Source organism: Streptomyces sp. CA-249302 (assembly GCF_050936785.1).
Lineage (GTDB): Bacteria > Actinomycetota > Actinomycetes > Streptomycetales > Streptomycetaceae > Streptomyces.
Map to the genome: position 1 here is coordinate 64,362 of NZ_JBNJMG010000002.1, position 16,897 is coordinate 81,258.

The 16,897-nt window shown below is 67.4% G+C and carries 15 protein-coding genes; 3 read left to right on the forward strand and 12 right to left on the reverse strand.

Annotated features, from left to right (window positions below; genetic code table 11):
* Positions 1-10: 10 nt before the first annotated feature.
* Complete coding sequence (locus ACQEWB_RS49995) at positions 11-1,258, reverse strand: YhgE/Pip domain-containing protein (RefSeq protein WP_432844464.1); 1,248 nt, start codon at positions 1,256-1,258, stop codon at positions 11-13.
* A 311-nt stretch (positions 1,259-1,569) separates the two neighbouring features.
* On the opposite strand from ACQEWB_RS49995, the gene ACQEWB_RS50000 reads away from it, so the two are divergent.
* Entirely contained in the window at positions 1,570-2,232 is a 663-nt protein-coding gene (locus tag ACQEWB_RS50000) for a TetR/AcrR family transcriptional regulator (RefSeq protein ID WP_432844465.1), read from the forward strand.
* A 36-nt stretch (positions 2,233-2,268) separates the two neighbouring features.
* On the opposite strand, the gene ACQEWB_RS50005 is transcribed toward ACQEWB_RS50000, so the two are convergent.
* The 6 genes from ACQEWB_RS50005 to ACQEWB_RS50030 form a co-directional block, all read right to left on the reverse strand.
* Positions 2,269-3,075, reverse strand: a complete 807-nt coding sequence (locus ACQEWB_RS50005; RefSeq protein WP_432844466.1) for an amidohydrolase family protein — start codon at positions 3,073-3,075, stop codon at positions 2,269-2,271.
* A gap of 13 nt (positions 3,076-3,088) precedes the next feature.
* Positions 3,089-4,267 carry an alpha/beta hydrolase gene (locus tag ACQEWB_RS50010; RefSeq protein WP_432844467.1) on the reverse strand — a complete coding sequence of 393 codons (1,179 nt, stop codon included), beginning with the start codon at positions 4,265-4,267 and terminating at the stop codon, positions 3,089-3,091.
* Between the two features lie 298 nt (positions 4,268-4,565).
* The gene (locus ACQEWB_RS50015; protein ID WP_432844468.1) at positions 4,566-5,498 is read right to left on the reverse strand and encodes a quinone oxidoreductase family protein; all 933 of its coding nucleotides are present in this window, start codon (positions 5,496-5,498) and stop codon (positions 4,566-4,568) included.
* A gap of 134 nt (positions 5,499-5,632) precedes the next feature.
* Positions 5,633-6,301 carry a TMEM175 family protein gene (locus ACQEWB_RS50020; RefSeq protein WP_432844469.1) on the reverse strand — a complete coding sequence of 223 codons (669 nt, stop codon included), beginning with the start codon at positions 6,299-6,301 and terminating at the stop codon, positions 5,633-5,635.
* 57 nt (positions 6,302-6,358) lie between these two features.
* Entirely contained in the window at positions 6,359-7,882 is a 1,524-nt protein-coding gene (locus ACQEWB_RS50025) for an FAD-dependent monooxygenase (RefSeq protein WP_432844470.1), read from the reverse strand.
* A 363-nt stretch (positions 7,883-8,245) separates the two neighbouring features.
* On the reverse strand, positions 8,246-8,596 hold the full coding sequence (locus ACQEWB_RS50030) for a TetR/AcrR family transcriptional regulator C-terminal domain-containing protein (protein WP_432844471.1): 351 nt from the start codon (positions 8,594-8,596) through the stop codon (positions 8,246-8,248).
* Between the two features lie 467 nt (positions 8,597-9,063).
* Between ACQEWB_RS50030 and ACQEWB_RS50035 the strand changes: the two genes are divergently transcribed.
* Complete coding sequence (locus tag ACQEWB_RS50035) at positions 9,064-10,413, forward strand: MFS transporter (protein ID WP_432844472.1); 1,350 nt, start codon at positions 9,064-9,066, stop codon at positions 10,411-10,413.
* A 154-nt stretch (positions 10,414-10,567) separates the two neighbouring features.
* Here the strand turns inward: ACQEWB_RS50035 and ACQEWB_RS50040 are convergent, their stop codons facing one another.
* Together ACQEWB_RS50040 and ACQEWB_RS50045 are read right to left on the reverse strand one after the other, a co-directional pair.
* Positions 10,568-11,521 carry a fumarylacetoacetate hydrolase family protein gene (locus tag ACQEWB_RS50040; RefSeq protein WP_432844473.1) on the reverse strand — a complete coding sequence of 318 codons (954 nt, stop codon included), beginning with the start codon at positions 11,519-11,521 and terminating at the stop codon, positions 10,568-10,570.
* On the reverse strand, positions 11,518-12,654 hold the full coding sequence (locus ACQEWB_RS50045) for a VOC family protein (protein WP_432844474.1): 1,137 nt from the start codon (positions 12,652-12,654) through the stop codon (positions 11,518-11,520). The genes ACQEWB_RS50040 and ACQEWB_RS50045 overlap by 4 nt, the downstream gene beginning before the upstream one ends.
* Before the next feature lie 128 nt (positions 12,655-12,782).
* Here ACQEWB_RS50045 and ACQEWB_RS50050 point away from each other — a divergent pair, with 128 nt between their 5' ends.
* The gene (locus ACQEWB_RS50050) at positions 12,783-13,463 is read left to right on the forward strand and encodes a TetR/AcrR family transcriptional regulator (RefSeq protein WP_432844475.1); all 681 of its coding nucleotides are present in this window, start codon (positions 12,783-12,785) and stop codon (positions 13,461-13,463) included.
* Between the two features lie 569 nt (positions 13,464-14,032).
* Here the strand turns inward: ACQEWB_RS50050 and ACQEWB_RS50055 are convergent.
* The 3 genes from ACQEWB_RS50055 to ACQEWB_RS50065 form a co-directional block, all read right to left on the reverse strand.
* A complete protein-coding gene (locus tag ACQEWB_RS50055; RefSeq protein WP_432844476.1) occupies positions 14,033-14,923 on the reverse strand; it encodes a FadR/GntR family transcriptional regulator in 891 nt (296 codons plus the stop codon).
* A gap of 131 nt (positions 14,924-15,054) precedes the next feature.
* Positions 15,055-16,146, reverse strand: a complete 1,092-nt coding sequence (locus ACQEWB_RS50060) for an ABC transporter substrate-binding protein (RefSeq protein WP_432844477.1) — start codon at positions 16,144-16,146, stop codon at positions 15,055-15,057.
* A gap of 49 nt (positions 16,147-16,195) precedes the next feature.
* Positions 16,196-16,897, reverse strand: coding sequence for an ABC transporter permease (locus ACQEWB_RS50065; RefSeq protein ID WP_432844478.1), 702 nt, complete (start codon positions 16,895-16,897; stop codon positions 16,196-16,198).

The following is a 16,897-nucleotide window of genomic DNA, read 5'->3' on the forward strand; positions in this document are numbered from 1 at the left end:
GGCCGTCCGGTCAGGCGGTCTCGGGCATGGCGTGCCGGGCCATGCCCTTGCGGTCGTAGGAGCGGGTGCCGAGGAAGCCGACGAGGACACCGAGCACGACCGCTGCGAGACAGGCGATCACAGCCCGGCCCAGGCCTGAGTCCCAGGTGGCTCCGAAGTAGAGAACCGAGCGGGTGCCGAGGTAGATCTGGTGCATCGGTTCGAATGAGGAAAGGAACCGGAGGAAGGAAGGACTGGCCTCAAGCGGCATCGTGCCTCCCGAACTGGGAACCGACAGCACGATGAACAGGAAGAGGTTGACCACCATGCCCAGGCCGCCCAGCAGCGCGAGTATCGACTGAACGACCACGGCGACGGCGGTGATCGCCAGCGCACTGAGCATCCACAGAGTCCATGGGTGCTCCAGGGGCATGCCGGCCCAATGGGCCACCCCCAGATACACCGTGCCGACCACCATCGCGATGCCGGTCATGAGGGCCCACTTCATCGCGAGGGTGGCCAGTCGGCTGTGGCCTGAATTGCCCTCCAGCCGGTAGACCGGTCCCATCTCCGTCGGGATGAAGCCCAGGTAGGCGTCGACGAGGTTGCTGGCGATCAGGGACCCGGTGAAACCGGCCATCACGAGAAGCAGTGCGTAGTACATCGCCGACATCCCGTTGCCCGTCCCGTCGGGGACGTTCTGGAACGGCGTGATCTGGACGTTCATGGGGTCGGAGAGGACCACGCGCGCGGTCTGCGACAGGCTTCGGTCGTGAGAGGCACCGGTGGCCCCGGCTGACGTCACGGCCGTGATGAGCTCCTTGCCCACCTCCTGGTTGGCCCGCGCCAATGCCTGGCCGGCGAACGAGGTGACGATGGACGCACTGGAAGCGCTGGCGAGCTGGTTGGTGTAGACGGTGACGTCGGGTCGCTCGACGGAGCCGTTGGACGTCACGGCCGTGGAGAGTGTCACCAGCTTCCGGCTGAGGTCGCGGGGCAGGACGATCGCGCCGTAGGTCTTCGCCTTCCCCATCTCGTTCTTCGCGTCGGCGAGGCTGAGTGTGTGCAGGTCGAACTTGCCGTCGGCGGCGTTCTTGCGCAGATTGTCGACGATCTGTTCGCCGACGTTGGTGCGCTGCCCCGAGGCGGTGGTGGCCCCGGTGTCGGCGTTGACGATCGCGATCGGGAAGTCGTCTATGTCGTCGGGTGAACTGACCATCCCGCCCAGGTACATGGCGGCCAGGACCGCCATGACGACGGTGACGAGTATCGAAGGCATGAGCCACATACGTGGGCCGGGCCTGCTGTGCGTGGAGTCCTTGCCGTCCGCCATCGTGGCGCGCCTTCCCTAGAAGTTTATGGATACATGGTAACCGTAATAATGCCCGCCTCGCACCCTGCCACTGCGCGGAGCCGTGCCGCTGTCGAAAACGGATACGATAAGACCGAAACTTCTGCGTCGATGCATGACCTCAGACCCGGATGAAGGGTGACCGCTTCATGGCTTCCAAGGTTCAGCCCGCCCCAGGAAGCCCCGCCTGGTGGGCCGGCCGAACACCCGCGCCCGCGTACCGGCGAGGACGCCCGCCGATGGATGCCGGACGGATCATCGACACGGCCCTGAAGCTCATCGACGAGGTCGGGATCCAGGCGCTGACCCTGCGCATGCTCGCCGATGCCCTGAACTCGGGCACAGCGACGCTCTACCGGCACTTCGACAGCAAGGACGAACTCCTTGCTCTTGTCGCGGACAGAATCCTGGGCGAAGTCCGCGTCTCCCCCGAGGAGTTGGACGGTCTGTCCTGGCGGGAAGCCGTGACCGTGTCAGCGGAGGCGTTCTACGGCACGCTGTGCCGACACCCCCAGGCGATCTCGCTCCTGGCGGCCCAGGTTCCCGTCGGCCCCAACAGCCTCCGCGCAAGGGAACGGCTCATCACACTGTTCCTGAGTCACGGCTTCTCGGTCGCCTCGGCCGCCCGCGCCTTCACGGCCATCGGCCACTACGTGATCGGCTTCGCCATCCAGCAGCACGGCCCCGGGGCGCCAGGCCCAGAGGACCACCTCAGTCTGAGGGACTACTACAACTCGCTTGACCCGGACGGCTATCCGGCCACGATCGCCGCGTCCGAGGAGTTGACCTCCGTACTGCCGCACGAGGAGTTCCGGTTCGGTCTGGACCTGCTCCTCGACGGGCTGGAGCAAATCAGGCTCAACTCGCCTCCGCAGCCTGCGCAGGCCAGGGCCGATCAGTGATGCGGTCCAGCGGCGCCATCGCGTCGCCGGACCGTCTCATCGCCAGCCGATCCAGTCGGCCACGGCACGGCCCATGACCAGCTCCAGATCGCGGCCCCGCAGCCAGGGCAGCTCCTCGGTAAACATCGTCACCGCCTCGCGCCACGAACAGTGCAGACGCGTGATGTCGGTGCCCCAGAACATCCGCTCGGCGCCATAGGCGTCGAAGACCTGCCGCAGCATGCCGTGGGTGCTCTCGAACGGGTACGCATCCGTAGCCATGCTCGGCACCGCCGTCGCCTTCATCCCGATGTTGGGATGCCGCGCGAGGGCCAGGAGGGCATCGAGGTGCGCAGCCGCGTCCGGCAGTTTCTCCCAGGGGGCGACCGCAAGATGGTCGATCAGCAGACGCATGTTCGGATATCGGGCGGCGATGTCGCTGACGGCGGGCAGCTGCGGGGGCAGCACCATGATCCCTACGGGAATGCCCCGGCGGTCTGCGGCCTCCCAGAGCCAGTCGAGCCCTCCCGAGGCGAGGCGTTCGGCCACCGCAGGCTCCGCCAGAATGAAGCGCAGGCCCAGCATGCCTGGCTTGTCCAGGCATTCATCGAAGAGGGCCTCGTCAGCGGCCTCGTCGAGGGAGAACCAGCCGAGGGTCGCGAATCGCTCGGGATGCGCCTTCGCCGCTAGCACGGCGTAGTCGTTGGCGTCGGCGTCCCAGACCGCCGGACAGTTGACGACACGGTCCACGCCGGCCTCGTCCATGTCACGCAGGGCGGTCTCGACGGTGTACGGCGCCCGCCAGTGATGCGGCGGCGCGCTCGCGCCGGCCCAGAGATGAACCTGTGCGTCGATGATCTTCATGGGGGTGTTCCTCTCAGTTCGCGAATTCGGGAGCGGGCAGACCGCCCAGACGAGCCGCCATCCAGTCCGCGATGAGTGCGTCACGATCGTGCTTGTGGTTGTAGACGCAGTGGTTTCCGTCGGAGAAGATGACCATCTGCTTGTCGTCCGTCGGTGCGCCCTGCAGAAGGATCTGCGCAAGGTCCACCGAGACCAAGGGGTCCGCGCCGCCCTGCACCACCAGCAGCGGATAGCCGGTGTTGGGCCCGTCCTCGAGCGGAGTAACGGTCTTCCAGACGTCCACCCCACGGTCCGGGTCCTCGGTTCCACAGAGGGCCACCATCTTCGAGAAGAAGGTCCCCATGGTCGGAGGCACGAGCCAGGGGGCATGGATGCCGCCGTTGTCGACACAAGCCCGGATCCGGGTGTCCTGGGACGCGACGGCCATGGCGATGCTGCCTCCCATGCTGTTGCCGATGAAGCCGATCGGGCGGCCGGGCGAACGCTCGTCGAGGAAGTCCACCGCTCGCCCGTAGGCGTCGCGCCACTGGGCGGTGAGGTAGTGCTCGTGCGCGAGCCTTGTTTCGCCCTGGCCCGGGCCGTCGAGCAGCAGTGTCTCGACGCCTCGGGCCGCGAATGCCTCGCCGATGCTGTCGAAATCCATCGCCCAGCCCTCGACGCCGCCGATGACGACGGCCGAGCCGACCGGGGTGCCGACCACGGGGACCAGCCACCCCACCAGCGGACCATCATCCGTCCGGATCATGACGCGCTCACGGTCACCACAGGCGTCGGCGGCCTGTTCAAAGAGGTCCGCGGCCCGCGCGAAGATCGCCCGGCGCTCCGCGGTGTCCGACAGCATCATCATCTGGCTCATCCGCAGCAGGGCGGACGCACGGCGCAGGTACGTGATGCGCGTGGGCTTCCCCGCGGCTCCCACGGCACTCTCGACGCGACGCAGGCACACTTCCGCCAGTTCCGTGGCGGCCGAACGCCAGCCCTGCCCCTCGACCACGCGGGCGCGCAGCTCGACCGCATCCGCGTAGTCGACGCCGTAGCCGGTCATCCGCTCCAGCGAGAACTGGCGCAGCCCGGCCTGCGATTCGACACTCAGCTTCGACGTGGCCTCCTCCGTCTCCGCGCGGCTGCCGACGAACGTCAGGGTCACGACGGGGGCCGTGCGCCCCTCGGTGACCTCCTGTGGTGCTGACATTCCGAAGCTCCTCGTTGTTCGGCCCGGCGTGATGAGGTGCGCCAGGGCGGCTGTCCGGCGAGCTGCAGCGACGCGGGAGGTTCACCTCGTCGTCGGCGCGCAGCTGTGAAGATGGGTTGAAGTCCGGCGCCGCCTTGAAGAGTGCGAAGCGCCGGGCAGCGGCCCGTCCCGAGCCGCCAGCCATGATTTCGAGTACAGGGTATCCGTAACTCTGTCTTGATACAACGGATACCGCTGCCGGGTGGTGACCAGCTCCTGGATGGGGCGAGAAACGCCTGGCGACGCTCGACGACGCGAGTCAGGGCACCAGAACGACACGCTCGGACATGCCGGCGGTCGCGGCCCAGACCTGCTCAACCTCCGCGAGCGGGACCGCGCGCGCCCTGACGTCGAACCCGCCGCGCACGACCGCGGCGGCCAGCTTGGGTAGTTCCTTGACGAAGTCGCGGCCGGGAACCGAACCGATGCCACTGCCCACGATCTTGAGCCGAGTCGAGCGCAGCGCCGCGGAGGGGATCGGTGCCGTCGGACCGGCGATCGAGCCGATCTCGATCCACGTGAGCGGCGCACTGCGGTCGGCGCGGGCGGTGAGCATGTCCACCATGGCCCGGGCCGTGGGCTCACCCCACACGTAGTCGATGACGACGTCGACGTCGGCCGCACGCGACAGTTCGTCGAAGGTGCAGGTCTGGTCGGCACCGAGAGCCCGCAGTTCGCCGAAGCGAGCTGTGTCGCGTCCGGCCGCGATCACCTGTGCGGCACCGAACCGTTTGGCGACCTGGATCGCCATCCGGCCGGCGTTGCCGGTCGCGCCCAGGATGAGGACGCGTTTGCGGCGGCCGAAGGCGACGCGCCGGCGCAGAGCGACCCATGAGGACATCACAGGGTTCACCGCTGCCGCCACCTGGACCGGATCGATTCCGTCAGGCAGGACGACGCTGCGACGAAGGTCGATCACGGTGCGCTCCGCCATCGTCCCCATGACTGTGTCGTCGAGGACGGTGTACCGGATGCGTCCCTTGGGGTCACGGACGACGCCGTCGATTCCCGGGACCAGTGGAAGCTCACCGGTGCTGGAGTAGTGCGAGCCCGCCGCCTGGGAGCGAACACGCGGGTGAAGCCCGGCCGCGAGAACCTCGACGACGACCTCGTCGGGGCCCTGGGCGACCGGCTCCGGGTGCTCGCTGTAGTGCGGTGCAGCACCGAACGATGTGACGACTGCTGCATGCATGACAACAACCTCCAATGGTGAGAGTCACGGCGTCGCCGGCGAGGGACCGACGGACCGCGTGACGAGGCAAGCAGGGCACGGTCTGACGCCCACGCCGCGGTCAAGCCACGGGCCGGGGATCGACTTTTGCCGACTCAGCGACGCGCACCGCGCGGTGACCGCTCGAGGTCTGCCTGTCCCCGGGGATGGGTGGACCACCGAGCGGCCACCACGGTCAGAACGAAGGTCGCCACCCAGCTGTACTTCGCGGCGCTCAGGCTGACGAAGGCGACCGGGACCGACAGCAGGAACGCAACCGTCGGAAGGCCGATGACCAGCTGGAAGCGCCGCATGGCGTCGGGCGCCGCGTCCGGCCGCAGCAGGCCGCGGGCGCGACAGTGGCGCACGATGCTGATCAGGACCAGCCCGGTCCCTCCGACCACGACGGCGAAGAGGACGGCGCTCACCTGGTAGTCACCGTCCTCGATGAGCACCTTCGTCGCGAAGGGGATCAAGACGGTGCCCAACAGCCAGACGAAGTTCAGCCAGACGAGCCGAGGGGTAAAGCCCTCGACGCGACCGAACAGCCACTTGTGCGCCACCCACAGCTCGCTGATCACCGCGAAGCTCAGCAGGAACATCGCATAATCCGCGAAGTGCTCCCGCAACGCCCTCCACACCTCGGTGTCGCTCGCCCCGTGGGGCACCGGCAGCTCCAGTGCCAGCAGAGTCAGGGCGATCGCGACAACGGCGTCGCTGAAGAAGACCAGCCTCTCGTTGTCGCCCACGGCACTGCCGTCGTTGTTCTCGGTCACGTCGGTCATGTCGGCTTCCTGGTGTCCTCAAGTGGGTTCCAGCCCGCACGCCGGGCCCAGATCGCGTCACCTGGGGGTGAACGCCTCGGCGGCGGCGGCGAAGGAGGCTGTCCAGTCTGTCGTGATGATGGCGCCGATGTACCCGTCCGGCCGGACCAGGACCAACGCGTCGCCCTCCACCCCGTAGATGCGGCTCAGTTGGCCGGTGGTGTCGGTGAGGAAGCCGCTGTCGATTCCGCGCCCGTCGCGAACGGCGTACCGGTGCAATTCGGCACCCTCGGTCGGCCAATTCAGCTTGGGCAGGGCCTCAGTGGCGTCGGACCCGAAGGCCAGCAGAGTGAAGTGCGGCCCCTGCAAGATGTCGAAGAGGCGGCTGGAGCCGGGTGCGGTGCACGGCGCGTCCGGTGCACGGTCGCCTACATGCAGAGTCTTGGTGGCCGGCGCGTTGGCGGGGGCAAGCGGACCGCCGGTGTACGTGAGCCCCAGCTGCCGCTCTTCGTCGTCGCGCTTCAGGCCGGCGACACTCTGCTTGGTCATGCTCTGGTAGAGCTCGCTGGACTTGCCGAGGACGCCCGCTGCGATCGGGAGACGTTCCGCCTCATAGCTGTCCAGCAGGCTGTCCGGACCGCCGGCGATGACCTGGCCGAGCTTCCAGCCCAGGTTGTAGGCGTCCTGCATACCGGTGTTGAGCCCCTGCGCGCCGGCCGGGGTGTGCACGTGCGCGGCGTCACCCGCCAGGAAGACGCGACCCTGGCGGTAGTGCTCGACGAGTCGGACGTTGGGCCGGAAAACGGAAACCCAGGTGATGTCGCGGAGCTTGAGGCCTACAAGTGAGTGGAACTGATCGGCCAGAGCGGCGTGGTCAAGGTTCGGCGTCTCGCCCGCCTTCAGCCGGATCATCACCTGGAACTGGTCGGAGTGCGGCAGCGGACAGGCTCCCGCGGACGCGCGGGGCCACATGTGCCACCGGTCGCGGGACAGCCCGTCGATCGTGCAGTCGATGATGAGGGTCTTGTCGGAGTCGTCGGTCTCCCCGACGAATCCCAGACCGGTCGCCTCACGTACGGCGCTCGCACCACCGTCGGCGCCGACGAGGTACTTGCTGCGCACCCGCTCGCCGGTGGACAGCGTCGAGGTGACGCCTTCGGCGTCCTGCTCGAAGCCTTCCAGGGCGACCCCGTACTCGATGCTCGTCCCGAGACGTTCGAGCAGACGGTGCAGAATCGCGTCAGTACGGTACTGCGGCAGGAGCAGGACGTTCGGGTAGGGGACATCGGGGGTCGGCTTGTTCCGCTGCTGCATCTTCCAGGGCGCGGTGACAGGCCCGAGGTGGAGTCCCGCCAACGGGTAGGGGCCTCCTTCCGCGTGCGCCTCATGCAGCACGCCGAAATCCTCGAGGACTTCCTGGGTACGGGGCTGGATCCCCTTGGCGCGGGAGCCCTCGAAGGCGTGCGGTGCCTTGTTGACGACACGGACACGCAGGCCGCGGCGCAGCAGGTCGGCCGCCAGAGTGGAACCGGTCGGACCGGCTCCGGCGACGAGTACGTCAATGTCGCTCTGTCGAGCATGCCGGGGGTGCTGTTCGGTCATGTTGATCAACCTCAATCGATGATGCAGGGGGGAAGCGTCCGAGGGCCGCCATGCGCTGCGAAGGTTCTCGAACTGGACCATGCGTCCACACGCGGCGGCAGGTGGCCATGGACCGGATGGAGCAGCGTCCGGACCGTCGAACTGTCGGCGATGGAGTGCGGTAGTCGTGCTGTGCGCCGTCCGGCGACGCCGTGTTCCTCCTGCAAGAAGGCCAGCAGCATCGTGTCGCCGGATGGTCACCACGCCAGGTGGCGAGCCATGCCGTTCTGTTTATGGATACATCGTAGCCATTTAAGGGAGGGAGGGCAAGCCAGGCGGAGCGAGGGGATGCGAGGACGGATTTCCGCAGCCGGGCCGCCTCCATCACAGCGCACACCACTGGCGCGCACCACTGGCGCGCAGCCCGGACTCGGGGCACCACGGGGGACGCCAGGCGGCCGAGTCAGTAGAGGTCAGCTCGTCGGCCGCCGCCGTCGTGCCGGGCAGCCGGCCGGATCGAGCGAGCGGTAGCACTCCCGCAACTGCGCCTGCTCCCCCGGCCCGGGCGTTCCGGGACCCGCGCTGCTGGATGGCGAAGCCGATGACGTAGTGCCCAATGGCCGTGAATACGCGAGCCGCCAAGCGGACCGAGAAGCCGTACCCCAGGAGCACTCCACCCAGCCACTCCCTCGCGCGGACACTGTTCGGGCCTGCGGGAGCCCACCGCCCACGCAACGCCGGTCGCCCTCCAGGGCAGCGTGATGGAGACGTCAGACAGCTCGATCAACAGCCCGGGGTCCTCGCGCGTGGGTGTCTGTGAAGCGTCACCTGATCGGCGGCCATGGCGAAGAAGCTCATCGAGAGCAGACGGTCGCCACGACGAGGTACGGCACGGGCCGTCAGGAGCTGCGGATATAGGAAACGCCTATGCCTGTCGTTCAGAATGCGACTTCGACCCGCGCCCACGGAGGCGACATCATCCGTTGGTGCAAATGCGCCGCAACTCCGTGCAGATACGGTCACCCAGGAATTCGCGTCGCCGCGGCCGGCTGGGTCGTCGACCCATGTGACGGCGGCGCAGCTCCCGCCAATCCGGGCATCACAGCTCACCAGATGGCGATGGGAGCAGAGAGACGATGCCGCGGTCTCGGACGCGATGTTTTCTCCCCGCGCATTTAGCCGTCAACGATGAGGAGCACACGATGAAGCGGTTCCAGCCGTTGCGCGGCAGGAGATTGCGGGCATTCGTTCCCATTTTCTGCTGCATGATCATCTTCTTCGATGGTTACGACGTCTCGGTTCTCGGCGCCACCATCCCGGAGTTGTTGAAGTATCGGCCGTGGGATCTCGACGCGGCCGAGGTCGGGGTGATCGCGAGCCTCGGCCTGGTCGGTCTGCTGATCGGGGCGTTGCTGTGCGGCTTCGCGACGGATGTGTTGGGCCGCAAGCGCATGCTGATCCTCTGCACCAGCTGGTTCTCCGTGTGCATGCTCGTCTGCGCCGCCGCACCGACGAGCGAGCTGTTCGGATTGTTTCGCCTTCTCGGCGGCATCGGTCTCGGCGGCGTGATACCCGTCTGCATCTCCTTGGCTGTCGAGTTCGCCCCACCGTCGCGGCGCTACTTGTTCAACGCGATCGGAAACGCCGGCTTCGCGATGGGCACGATCGCGTCGGCGTTGCTCACCATCGCCATCACACCGGAGTTCGGGTTCCGGCCGATGTACGCGATCGCCGCTCTGCCGCTGGTGCTCGTCCCGGTCGCGGCGGTCGTACTGCCCGAGTCGGTGGACTTCCTGGTGGCCCAGGGACGGCTCAACGAAGCACAGGAGGTCGCGCGTCGGTGTGACCTGCCGGTTCCCTCCCTGGAGGCAGAGACCCGTCGCCCTGGATCCTCCCAGGCACTCGGATGGAAGAGTCTGCGCGCGCTGGTACGCCGGCCGCTGCTCGCGAATCTCCTGCTGTTCGGCGCGGTGGGGATTGTCGGGCAGGTGTTCATCTACGGCCTCAACACCTGGTTGCCGCAGATCATGGTGACGGCCGGATACGGCGTGGCGTCTTCCCTCGGCTTCCTGGCGACGATGTCCGTAGGCGCGATCGTGGGCAGTGTGACCATGTCGTTGCTTGCCGACCGGATAGGTCCGCGCCAGGTCCTGATCGTCGGCTTCGGCATCGGCGTCATCGCTCTGGCGGTACTGAGCGTCGGACCGCCGACGGTAGTCGTCTACGCTGCGGTGGCCCTCGCAGGTGTCGGCGGAAGCGGAACCGCCGCGATCGTCAACGCGTTCGTGGGCACCTGGTTCCCGCCCGCGGTCCGTGCCTCGGCCGTGGGTAGCTATTTTGCGGTGTCGCGCGTGGGAAGCGTCCTCGGCCCCCTGGTCATCGGGGGGATCATCGCCACCGGCTTGCCGGTTCGGTGGACCTTCTACAGCCTGATGGCTCCCACGGTGCTCGGCGTTCTCCTGGTCCTGCTGCTCCCCGGCAAACGCGCTGACGGAGGCCCACTGGGCTCGGCCGATGGATCTCAGGCACAGCCTGCAACAGTGTTGGAATAGCGTCTGGCTTCCCCAGGGGTGGACGAGACGACGGCCCGGTCGTCGTTCTGGAAGCGGCCCACGGGTGCCTGGGTACGAGGCACCCGTGAGCGGGAGGTGCAGCCTGTTGTACGAACGGCCGGGGCTGATGGGGCATCTCTGAAATCGACCAGTGTCATGAGCTTTCCGGCAGGCCGCCGTCCCTGACGACAGTGCGCTGCCTGCCAAGGTCGATTGCGCCGTCGTCGGTGGCCACGGTGACCTCGACGACGTCACCGTGCTTGAGGTACTTCGGGTTCTTGGCCTGGTTCGTGAAGAAGAGCTGCCACTTGATGCGCTCGGGCAGCAGGGAGAAAAGGAGGTGGACGAGCTTGGGCGGAGCGCTGAGAGCCGTGCCGACGGGCGTGCCGGTGAGGATGAGGTCGCCGGGGTCGAGCCGCTGGAATCGGGACAGGCTCCGAAGTGCCTCGACGGGCTGGTAGATCATGTCGGCGGCGGCCATGTTCTGCCGCAGCTCGCCGTTGACCCACAGCCTGAGTCGCAGGTCGGTGAACCGCTTGAGCTCCTCGGCGTCGAGCAGCACGAGAGCGGGGCCGACGGGTGTGAAGGTCGGATAGGACTTGGCTTCGTAGAACTGCGTCTGGGGTAGCTGGACGTCGCGGGCCGAGAGGTCGTTGGTCACTACCAGGGCGGCGATGTAGTCCGAGAGATTGTCATCGGTGATCTTCGTGCCGACCGGCATCTCTCGGCCGATGACGAGGCCGATCTCGGCTTCGTAGTCGAGCAGGCGCACATGCTCCGGCCGGATCAGGTCGTCGAGCGGGCCGCTGATGGACCCTGATGTCTTGCGGAAGAACGTCAGCGGCACCGATTCCGGGGTGCCGTTGGTGTCCCTGACATGCGAGACGAAGTTCGTCATCTGGGCGACGACGCGGCTGGACCCGGTGACCGGCGAGACCAGGGCCAGATCGGCGACGTCGACGCTGCCGGAGCCGGTGGCCGCTGCCACGATCGCCTCGCGGTCGGCGAGGAGCTCGGCGGTGGTCGTGGCGTCGGTTTCGATGCGGGCGGCGCCGGTGGGCGTGAGGACCCACCAGGCGTCGGCGGTGCGCAGGACGGAGGTGCTCATGTGGTGGCTACTCTCAGCAGACCGCGGGCGGCGTGGAGATCGAACTCGTTGTCCTCCTCGCGGAGGGTGGAGACGAGGGCGCGCAGTTCGCTGAGCGAGTCGCGCCCGGGCTTGACGCCGAGGAAGTCCTTGGAGGGCGGCGGCCCCCACTGGTAGAGGAGCGACTTGCGCATGGGCCCCCAGCCAGGCTCGAGTGTGCAGTCGAACAGGTCACCGTCGCTGAAGTGCTCGACGAGGAACCCGTCGGGGTCGCGCCAGTAGTCGAAGATCTGGCTGCCGTCTATGTGCCGGCCGATGCCCCAGGACCGCTGGTAGCCGCGTTCGAGCAGGTACTGCCCGCCAGCGGCCAGCGAGTCGAGGTCGGCGACCTGGTACGCCGAATGCACATACCGGTTGGCCGGGCCGAGGTTCATGGCCACGGTGTGATGGTCGGCGGGGGTGCTGCCGCGGTCGCAGCGCATGAAGACCATGACCGGCCCTCGTTCCCGCTGGCCGTCGACGTACTGGAAGTCACTGACGATCATGCCCAGGTGCTGCAGGTACCAGTCGAGTGCCGCGCGGAACCTCGTCGACTGCAGGACCACGTGCCCGATCCGCTGCACCTTCGCGGGCTCTCGCGAAGGTCGCTGGCCGGCGTTCAGCCGCACGGTGTCATGTCCGAAGTTGAACGCCAGCGGCTTCTGCCCGGGCAGTGCGGGCAGCTGGTGCGTCCCCGACACCACCCGCACCCCGAACCCGCTCGGATCCGTCAGGTCGACGGTGACGCCGCCCAGGCTCTCCGGCAGCTTCGTGGCCTTCCGCCCGGTTGCCTCCGCGAGCCGTAGGACGTCTTTGTCATCGGCGGCCCGGAAGGCCGATCCGACGAACCGTGACCGAGGGCCGCGGCGGATCACCACACAGGGCGAACCCGGGTCCGTGCCGCGCAGCTGCAGTTCGTCAGCCGTGCGCAGTGTGGCGGTGAACCCGAAGGCTCGGGCGAACAACTCGGCCCGTTTGAGGTCGGGCTTCTCGAACTCGACCCACGCCACGTCGTGGACTTTGACGATCGGATCACTCGCCCGTCCCGGGTGCTCGCCGCGCAGCGCTCCGTGCTCGCTGTGCAGATCCGTGTGTGGATCCTGCTGGCCGCTCATGGAAACTCCCCTCCAGAAGTTTTGATGAAAACATCACATGCGATGCTATCGTCAGTCAAGCAGAGGGTGACGTTTTCATCAACTGTGGCGAAAAGCTCGTCACGGGGCGAAAGGAGAGGAGCGCAGTAATGGCCCGAAAGTCCGTGGGTGCGCCGAACCGCACGGAACAACGGAAGGCACGCACCCGCGCCGCACTCGTCCAGGCCGCCCAGACCTTCATCGCCGCGGGCAGGACGAACGTCTCGGTCCTGGACATCACGCGGGCGGCCGACGTCGGGACAGGGTCGTTCTACAACCACTTCCAAAGCAAGGAACAGCTCTACCAGGTCGCGGTCGAGCGCGCGCTCGACGTGTACGGCAGCCTGTTCGACGGGCTGACGACGGAACTGGTCGACCCGGCACACACCTTCGCGCAGAACTTCCGTATGACCGGCCGTCTGCACCGGCTTTACCCCGAGCTGAGCAAGGTCCTTCTCAGGAGCGGGCTGGACATCGTCGGATCGGTAAGGGGCGTTGCCACCCGTGCGCGTCGCGACATCGAGGCCGCGATCCGCGCAGGCCGGTTCAGCGCGCGCGACATCGCGCCGGCCCTGCTCGTCGTGGCCGGCGCGATGCTCTGCCTCGGCGAGTTCCTGCACGCGCACCCAGAACGTGACGACGCCGAAACGACCGACCAGGTCGTCGAGGAACTTCTGCGCATGTTCGGCCTGTCCGCCGATGAGGCCCGCGAGATCAGCCTCCGCCCCTTGCCCGACATGCCCGCCGTACTGATCGACCCTCAACGCACCCGTGCAGTTGGCACGCCCTGAATGAATTCTCGCGTCGGGAAAAGGCGCCACCCGTCGCACTCCGCAGCACTCTGGCTCATCAAGGCCGCCGCGGATGTCACCGCACGTCACCGTGCCCTCGTCGTCGTACCGCCCGAGCTACGACATCCCGCGCTGCCATGCCACTGGACTTCGGCAACGCCAGCCGGGCGCGTTCCTGCCCGACGGGGCGCCATTCAAGGTGCAGGACTGAACCGCTCGATCGCTGATGCTGGATGGGGGGCCTGAGATCCTGCACGCCAGCGCTGAAGGCGCCGGACGGGAAGTGATCGCCGTTGCCCCTGCAACACCTCCCGGAGGTGCCCCGAATGCGGTCACACCGCCAAGGAGAACCGGCCCCCAGGAGAAGTTCCCCTGCGTTTCGTGCGGCCACAGCGCGTACGCGGACGGTGGGCGCTCTGAACGTTCCACGAGCCGGGCTGGTCCGTCGCGAAGCTCAACCCGCCGCAAGAGCTCGTACTGGCACCCCTCCCTCCACTCCCCCGTCCGCTGGACTTGACCTGCTGATCGGCCATCGGGCAGACGTGCGCTCGGGCGGAGTCGCCGCGGGCTCACGAGGAAAGTCGTGGTCCGAGGCTGATGGCGATGTCGCGTACCGCTTCGATCGCTTGGCGATCGTCGAGTGTGACGTGCGAAAGAACGGGGTCCCGTCGGAATCGCTCGTACTGGGCATCGAAGTACCGGGCCCAAGCATGTTCCACAGCTTGGTGGTCACCGGCTCGCAACGCCCGCAGGACGTCGTGCCGGTGCTCCACGAGTTCGGCCGCGTACTCGCGCTGCCAGGCGTCGTCTTTGTCTGCGTAGGCCATGTTCTGGATCTGGAGCAGGATCCTGATCAGGACGCTCTCCATGGCCGTGAGCAGGGCGTTGCCTGCGGCTGCCGAGAAGGTGATCTGGAAGTCGAGGAGGGAGTCGGCGATCGCGTGGGGATCGGTGGCTTCGGTCGCTTGGCGGAGCGCGGATTCCATCGCGTCGATGTCGGCGACGGTGATGGCCTCGCAGGCTCGCCGGACCGAGTGCATACCCAGGGCCCGCCGCACGTCGAAGACGTCGAGGATGTGCGCCTGCTGCATCTGCAGAAGGGTTTCGAGGCTGTGCGAGACGAAGTCCTGCCGACTGGCGTTGACGTACACGCCACTGCCGTGGCGGCTTTCGACGAGTCCGACCGCCTCAAGGCCGCGCACTGCCTCTCGCACGGTCGGCTGACTGACACCGAAGTGGGCGGCCAGCTCGCGCTCCGTGGGCAGCCGGGTACCGGGCGACAGCACGCCTGAGGCGATATCGGCGCGCAGCGTCTGCATGATGCTTTCCGCGGCCTTCACGCGGTGCCCGCGCTGCGGTCGGCTGAGCACGGCCGCCGTCGCTGCTGCCGCATGCGGAGTCTTCGCGACTGCGGACGGCTGTCCCTGCTGCTGATGGGCGGACGTGTCGTTGCCCTGCACTGCTGTCTCCCGTCGTTCGTCCGACCTCGAGCAGACGATAGTCAATGTCTGTCTCGCGGCTTGTGCGCGCGGCGGTCGGGCCGGGTCCAGGCACGGTCAGAGGAATCGGCGGCGGACCCGGCCGATCAAACCTACTGCGGGTGCGCCGCTTTGAGGTAGGACATGTCGATCATCTTGCTGTAGGCGAACTGCGGGGCGGACGGGTCGAAGCCCGGAAGGTCGAAGTCCTTGTAGTAGCTCGTCAGTGCCGCCTTCCAGGCAGCCTCGGTGATCTCCCCTCCCGAGGCGGGCGTCGGGACGGCCTTGAGGATGACGGGCAGCGTCCGCGTCATGGCGTCGCGGGAGACTCCCGTGAAGTAGGGGAGCCTGGAGAGGGACTTGGCCAGGTCTTCGGGCGTGCTCGACGAGATCGTCCTGAACGCGTCGTCGATGGCGGCCAGGAACCGCTCGACGGCCTGCGACTTCGATTTCAGCGTCGGCTTGAGGCCGGTCACGGTGAGGGCGGGAAAGGGCGCGGGGACGAGCTTCTTGGCTTCGGCGTCGGTCATGGTCGCCGGGTTCTGGAGGTAGTGACCGCCCTTGGCGACGACTGCCGCGCCGTCGGCGGCCGCGAAGGTTCCCGCATCCGCCTGGCCCGAGGTGATGCCGGCGACGGTCAGCGCGTTCGTGGCCAGGGCAGAAACCTTGCAGTGGATGTCGTAGGCGCGCATGTACTGCTTGGCGGCTGCGTACGTCGCCGTGCCCTTCGCCGTGGTAACCAGGGTGCAGTTCGAGCCCATCCCCTGCAGCTGCTTGATCGAGGCGACCTTCGAGCCGCCGACGAAGGCTCCGCCTCGCGGCGAGTAGTCATAGAGGTTGGCGACGATACTCACCTGCTTGCCGGTGGCCGCGACGGCCACGCTCTGGCCGGACGCACTGACCAGGAGATCGACTTGCCCGCTGGTGAGAAGGGCGGGGGCTACGGCGAGGGCGTTCGCGTTCACGACGTCGACCTTGACGTGGTGCTTGGCGAACAGGCCGTCCGACTGGGCGACCCAGTAGGGCAGGTAGTTCAGGGCGTTGGAGCCCACCGCGATCTTGAGAGTGGGGTTCGCGTCGGTATCCGTGGCACTGCTTGAGTCGCTGCTGCCGGTACCGCACGCGGCCAGGCCGGTGGCCATGGCGACGAGGGCGGCCGCGGCGGCGAGTCCCTGGCGCAGACGAGCGGGACGTATACGGGTCATGGCGTTCCTTTTGAGGGTTTTGGAGGGATACGGCGACTTCGGGGGAAGGTCATTCCTCCCAGCGCAGGACGAGGCGCTGCAGCAGAACGGCCCCGCCGTACAGGGCGAGCCCCATGGCGCTGAGCAGAATGACGATCGCGAAGGTCAGAGACGTCTGCAGGTAGGTCGTCGCGGACTGCAGGAGAACGCCCATGCCGCGGACTCCGGCCAGGAGCTCGGTGGTGACCGAGACGATCAGGCCGAAGGAGATGGCATTCGGTACTGCGGCGAACGTCCACATGAGCACCCGCGGCAGCCGGATCGAGCGCATGACCTGCCATGAACTGGCACCGAGGAGCTGGGCGTTCTCCAGCACCGCCGGACGAATGCTGCGGCCGCCTTCGAAGGCGTTGAAGAAGGCGACGAAGAACACGACGGTGATGACGTTGACGACGGAGGCTGTCGCCGTCGGGCCGAAGATCACGACGGAGATCGGGATCAGGGCGATGCGCGGTACGGAGTTCGCCAGCACGATGAAGGGCCGGCAGATGTCGGCGAGGCGGTGGCTGTTGCTGAACAGCAGGCCGCCCAGCGCGCCGAGGATCAGCCCGACAAGCGTCCCCTCGACCGTCGAGACCAGGGTTGTCCGGAAGTACGGCCAGAGGCTGCCGCTCCCGGAATCCCCGGCGACGAGGCTCTTGAGGCTGGCCCAGACCTGGGTGGGCGAACTGATGTAGTAGGGATCAAGGAAACGGACATGGTCTGCGACCAT

Excerpts from the sequence above, each read along its gene's own strand:
- ACQEWB_RS50010 (WP_432844467.1), bottom strand. The coding sequence starts at position 4,267 with ATGTCAGCACCACAGGAGGTCACCGAGGGGCGCACGGCCCCCGTCGTG.
- ACQEWB_RS50015 (WP_432844468.1), bottom strand. The coding sequence starts at position 5,498 with ATGCATGCAGCAGTCGTCACATCGTTCGGTGCTGCACCGCACTACAGC.
- ACQEWB_RS50040 (WP_432844473.1), bottom strand. The coding sequence starts at position 11,521 with ATGAGCACCTCCGTCCTGCGCACCGCCGACGCCTGGTGGGTCCTCACG.
- ACQEWB_RS50060 (WP_432844477.1), bottom strand. The coding sequence starts at position 16,146 with ATGACCCGTATACGTCCCGCTCGTCTGCGCCAGGGACTCGCCGCCGCG.
- ACQEWB_RS50000 (WP_432844465.1), top strand. The coding sequence starts at position 1,570 with ATGGATGCCGGACGGATCATCGACACGGCCCTGAAGCTCATCGACGAG.
- ACQEWB_RS50020 (WP_432844469.1), bottom strand. The coding sequence starts at position 6,301 with ATGACCGACGTGACCGAGAACAACGACGGCAGTGCCGTGGGCGACAAC.
- ACQEWB_RS50035 (WP_432844472.1), top strand. The coding sequence starts at position 9,064 with ATGAAGCGGTTCCAGCCGTTGCGCGGCAGGAGATTGCGGGCATTCGTT.
- ACQEWB_RS50065 (WP_432844478.1), bottom strand. The coding sequence starts at position 16,897 with ATGGTCGCAGACCATGTCCGTTTCCTTGATCCCTACTACATCAGTTCG.
- ACQEWB_RS50025 (WP_432844470.1), bottom strand. The coding sequence starts at position 7,882 with ATGACCGAACAGCACCCCCGGCATGCTCGACAGAGCGACATTGACGTA.
- ACQEWB_RS50050 (WP_432844475.1), top strand. The coding sequence starts at position 12,783 with ATGGCCCGAAAGTCCGTGGGTGCGCCGAACCGCACGGAACAACGGAAG.
- ACQEWB_RS50045 (WP_432844474.1), bottom strand. The coding sequence starts at position 12,654 with ATGAGCGGCCAGCAGGATCCACACACGGATCTGCACAGCGAGCACGGA.
- ACQEWB_RS49995 (WP_432844464.1), bottom strand. The coding sequence starts at position 1,258 with ATGCCTTCGATACTCGTCACCGTCGTCATGGCGGTCCTGGCCGCCATG.
- ACQEWB_RS50005 (WP_432844466.1), bottom strand. The coding sequence starts at position 3,075 with ATGAAGATCATCGACGCACAGGTTCATCTCTGGGCCGGCGCGAGCGCG.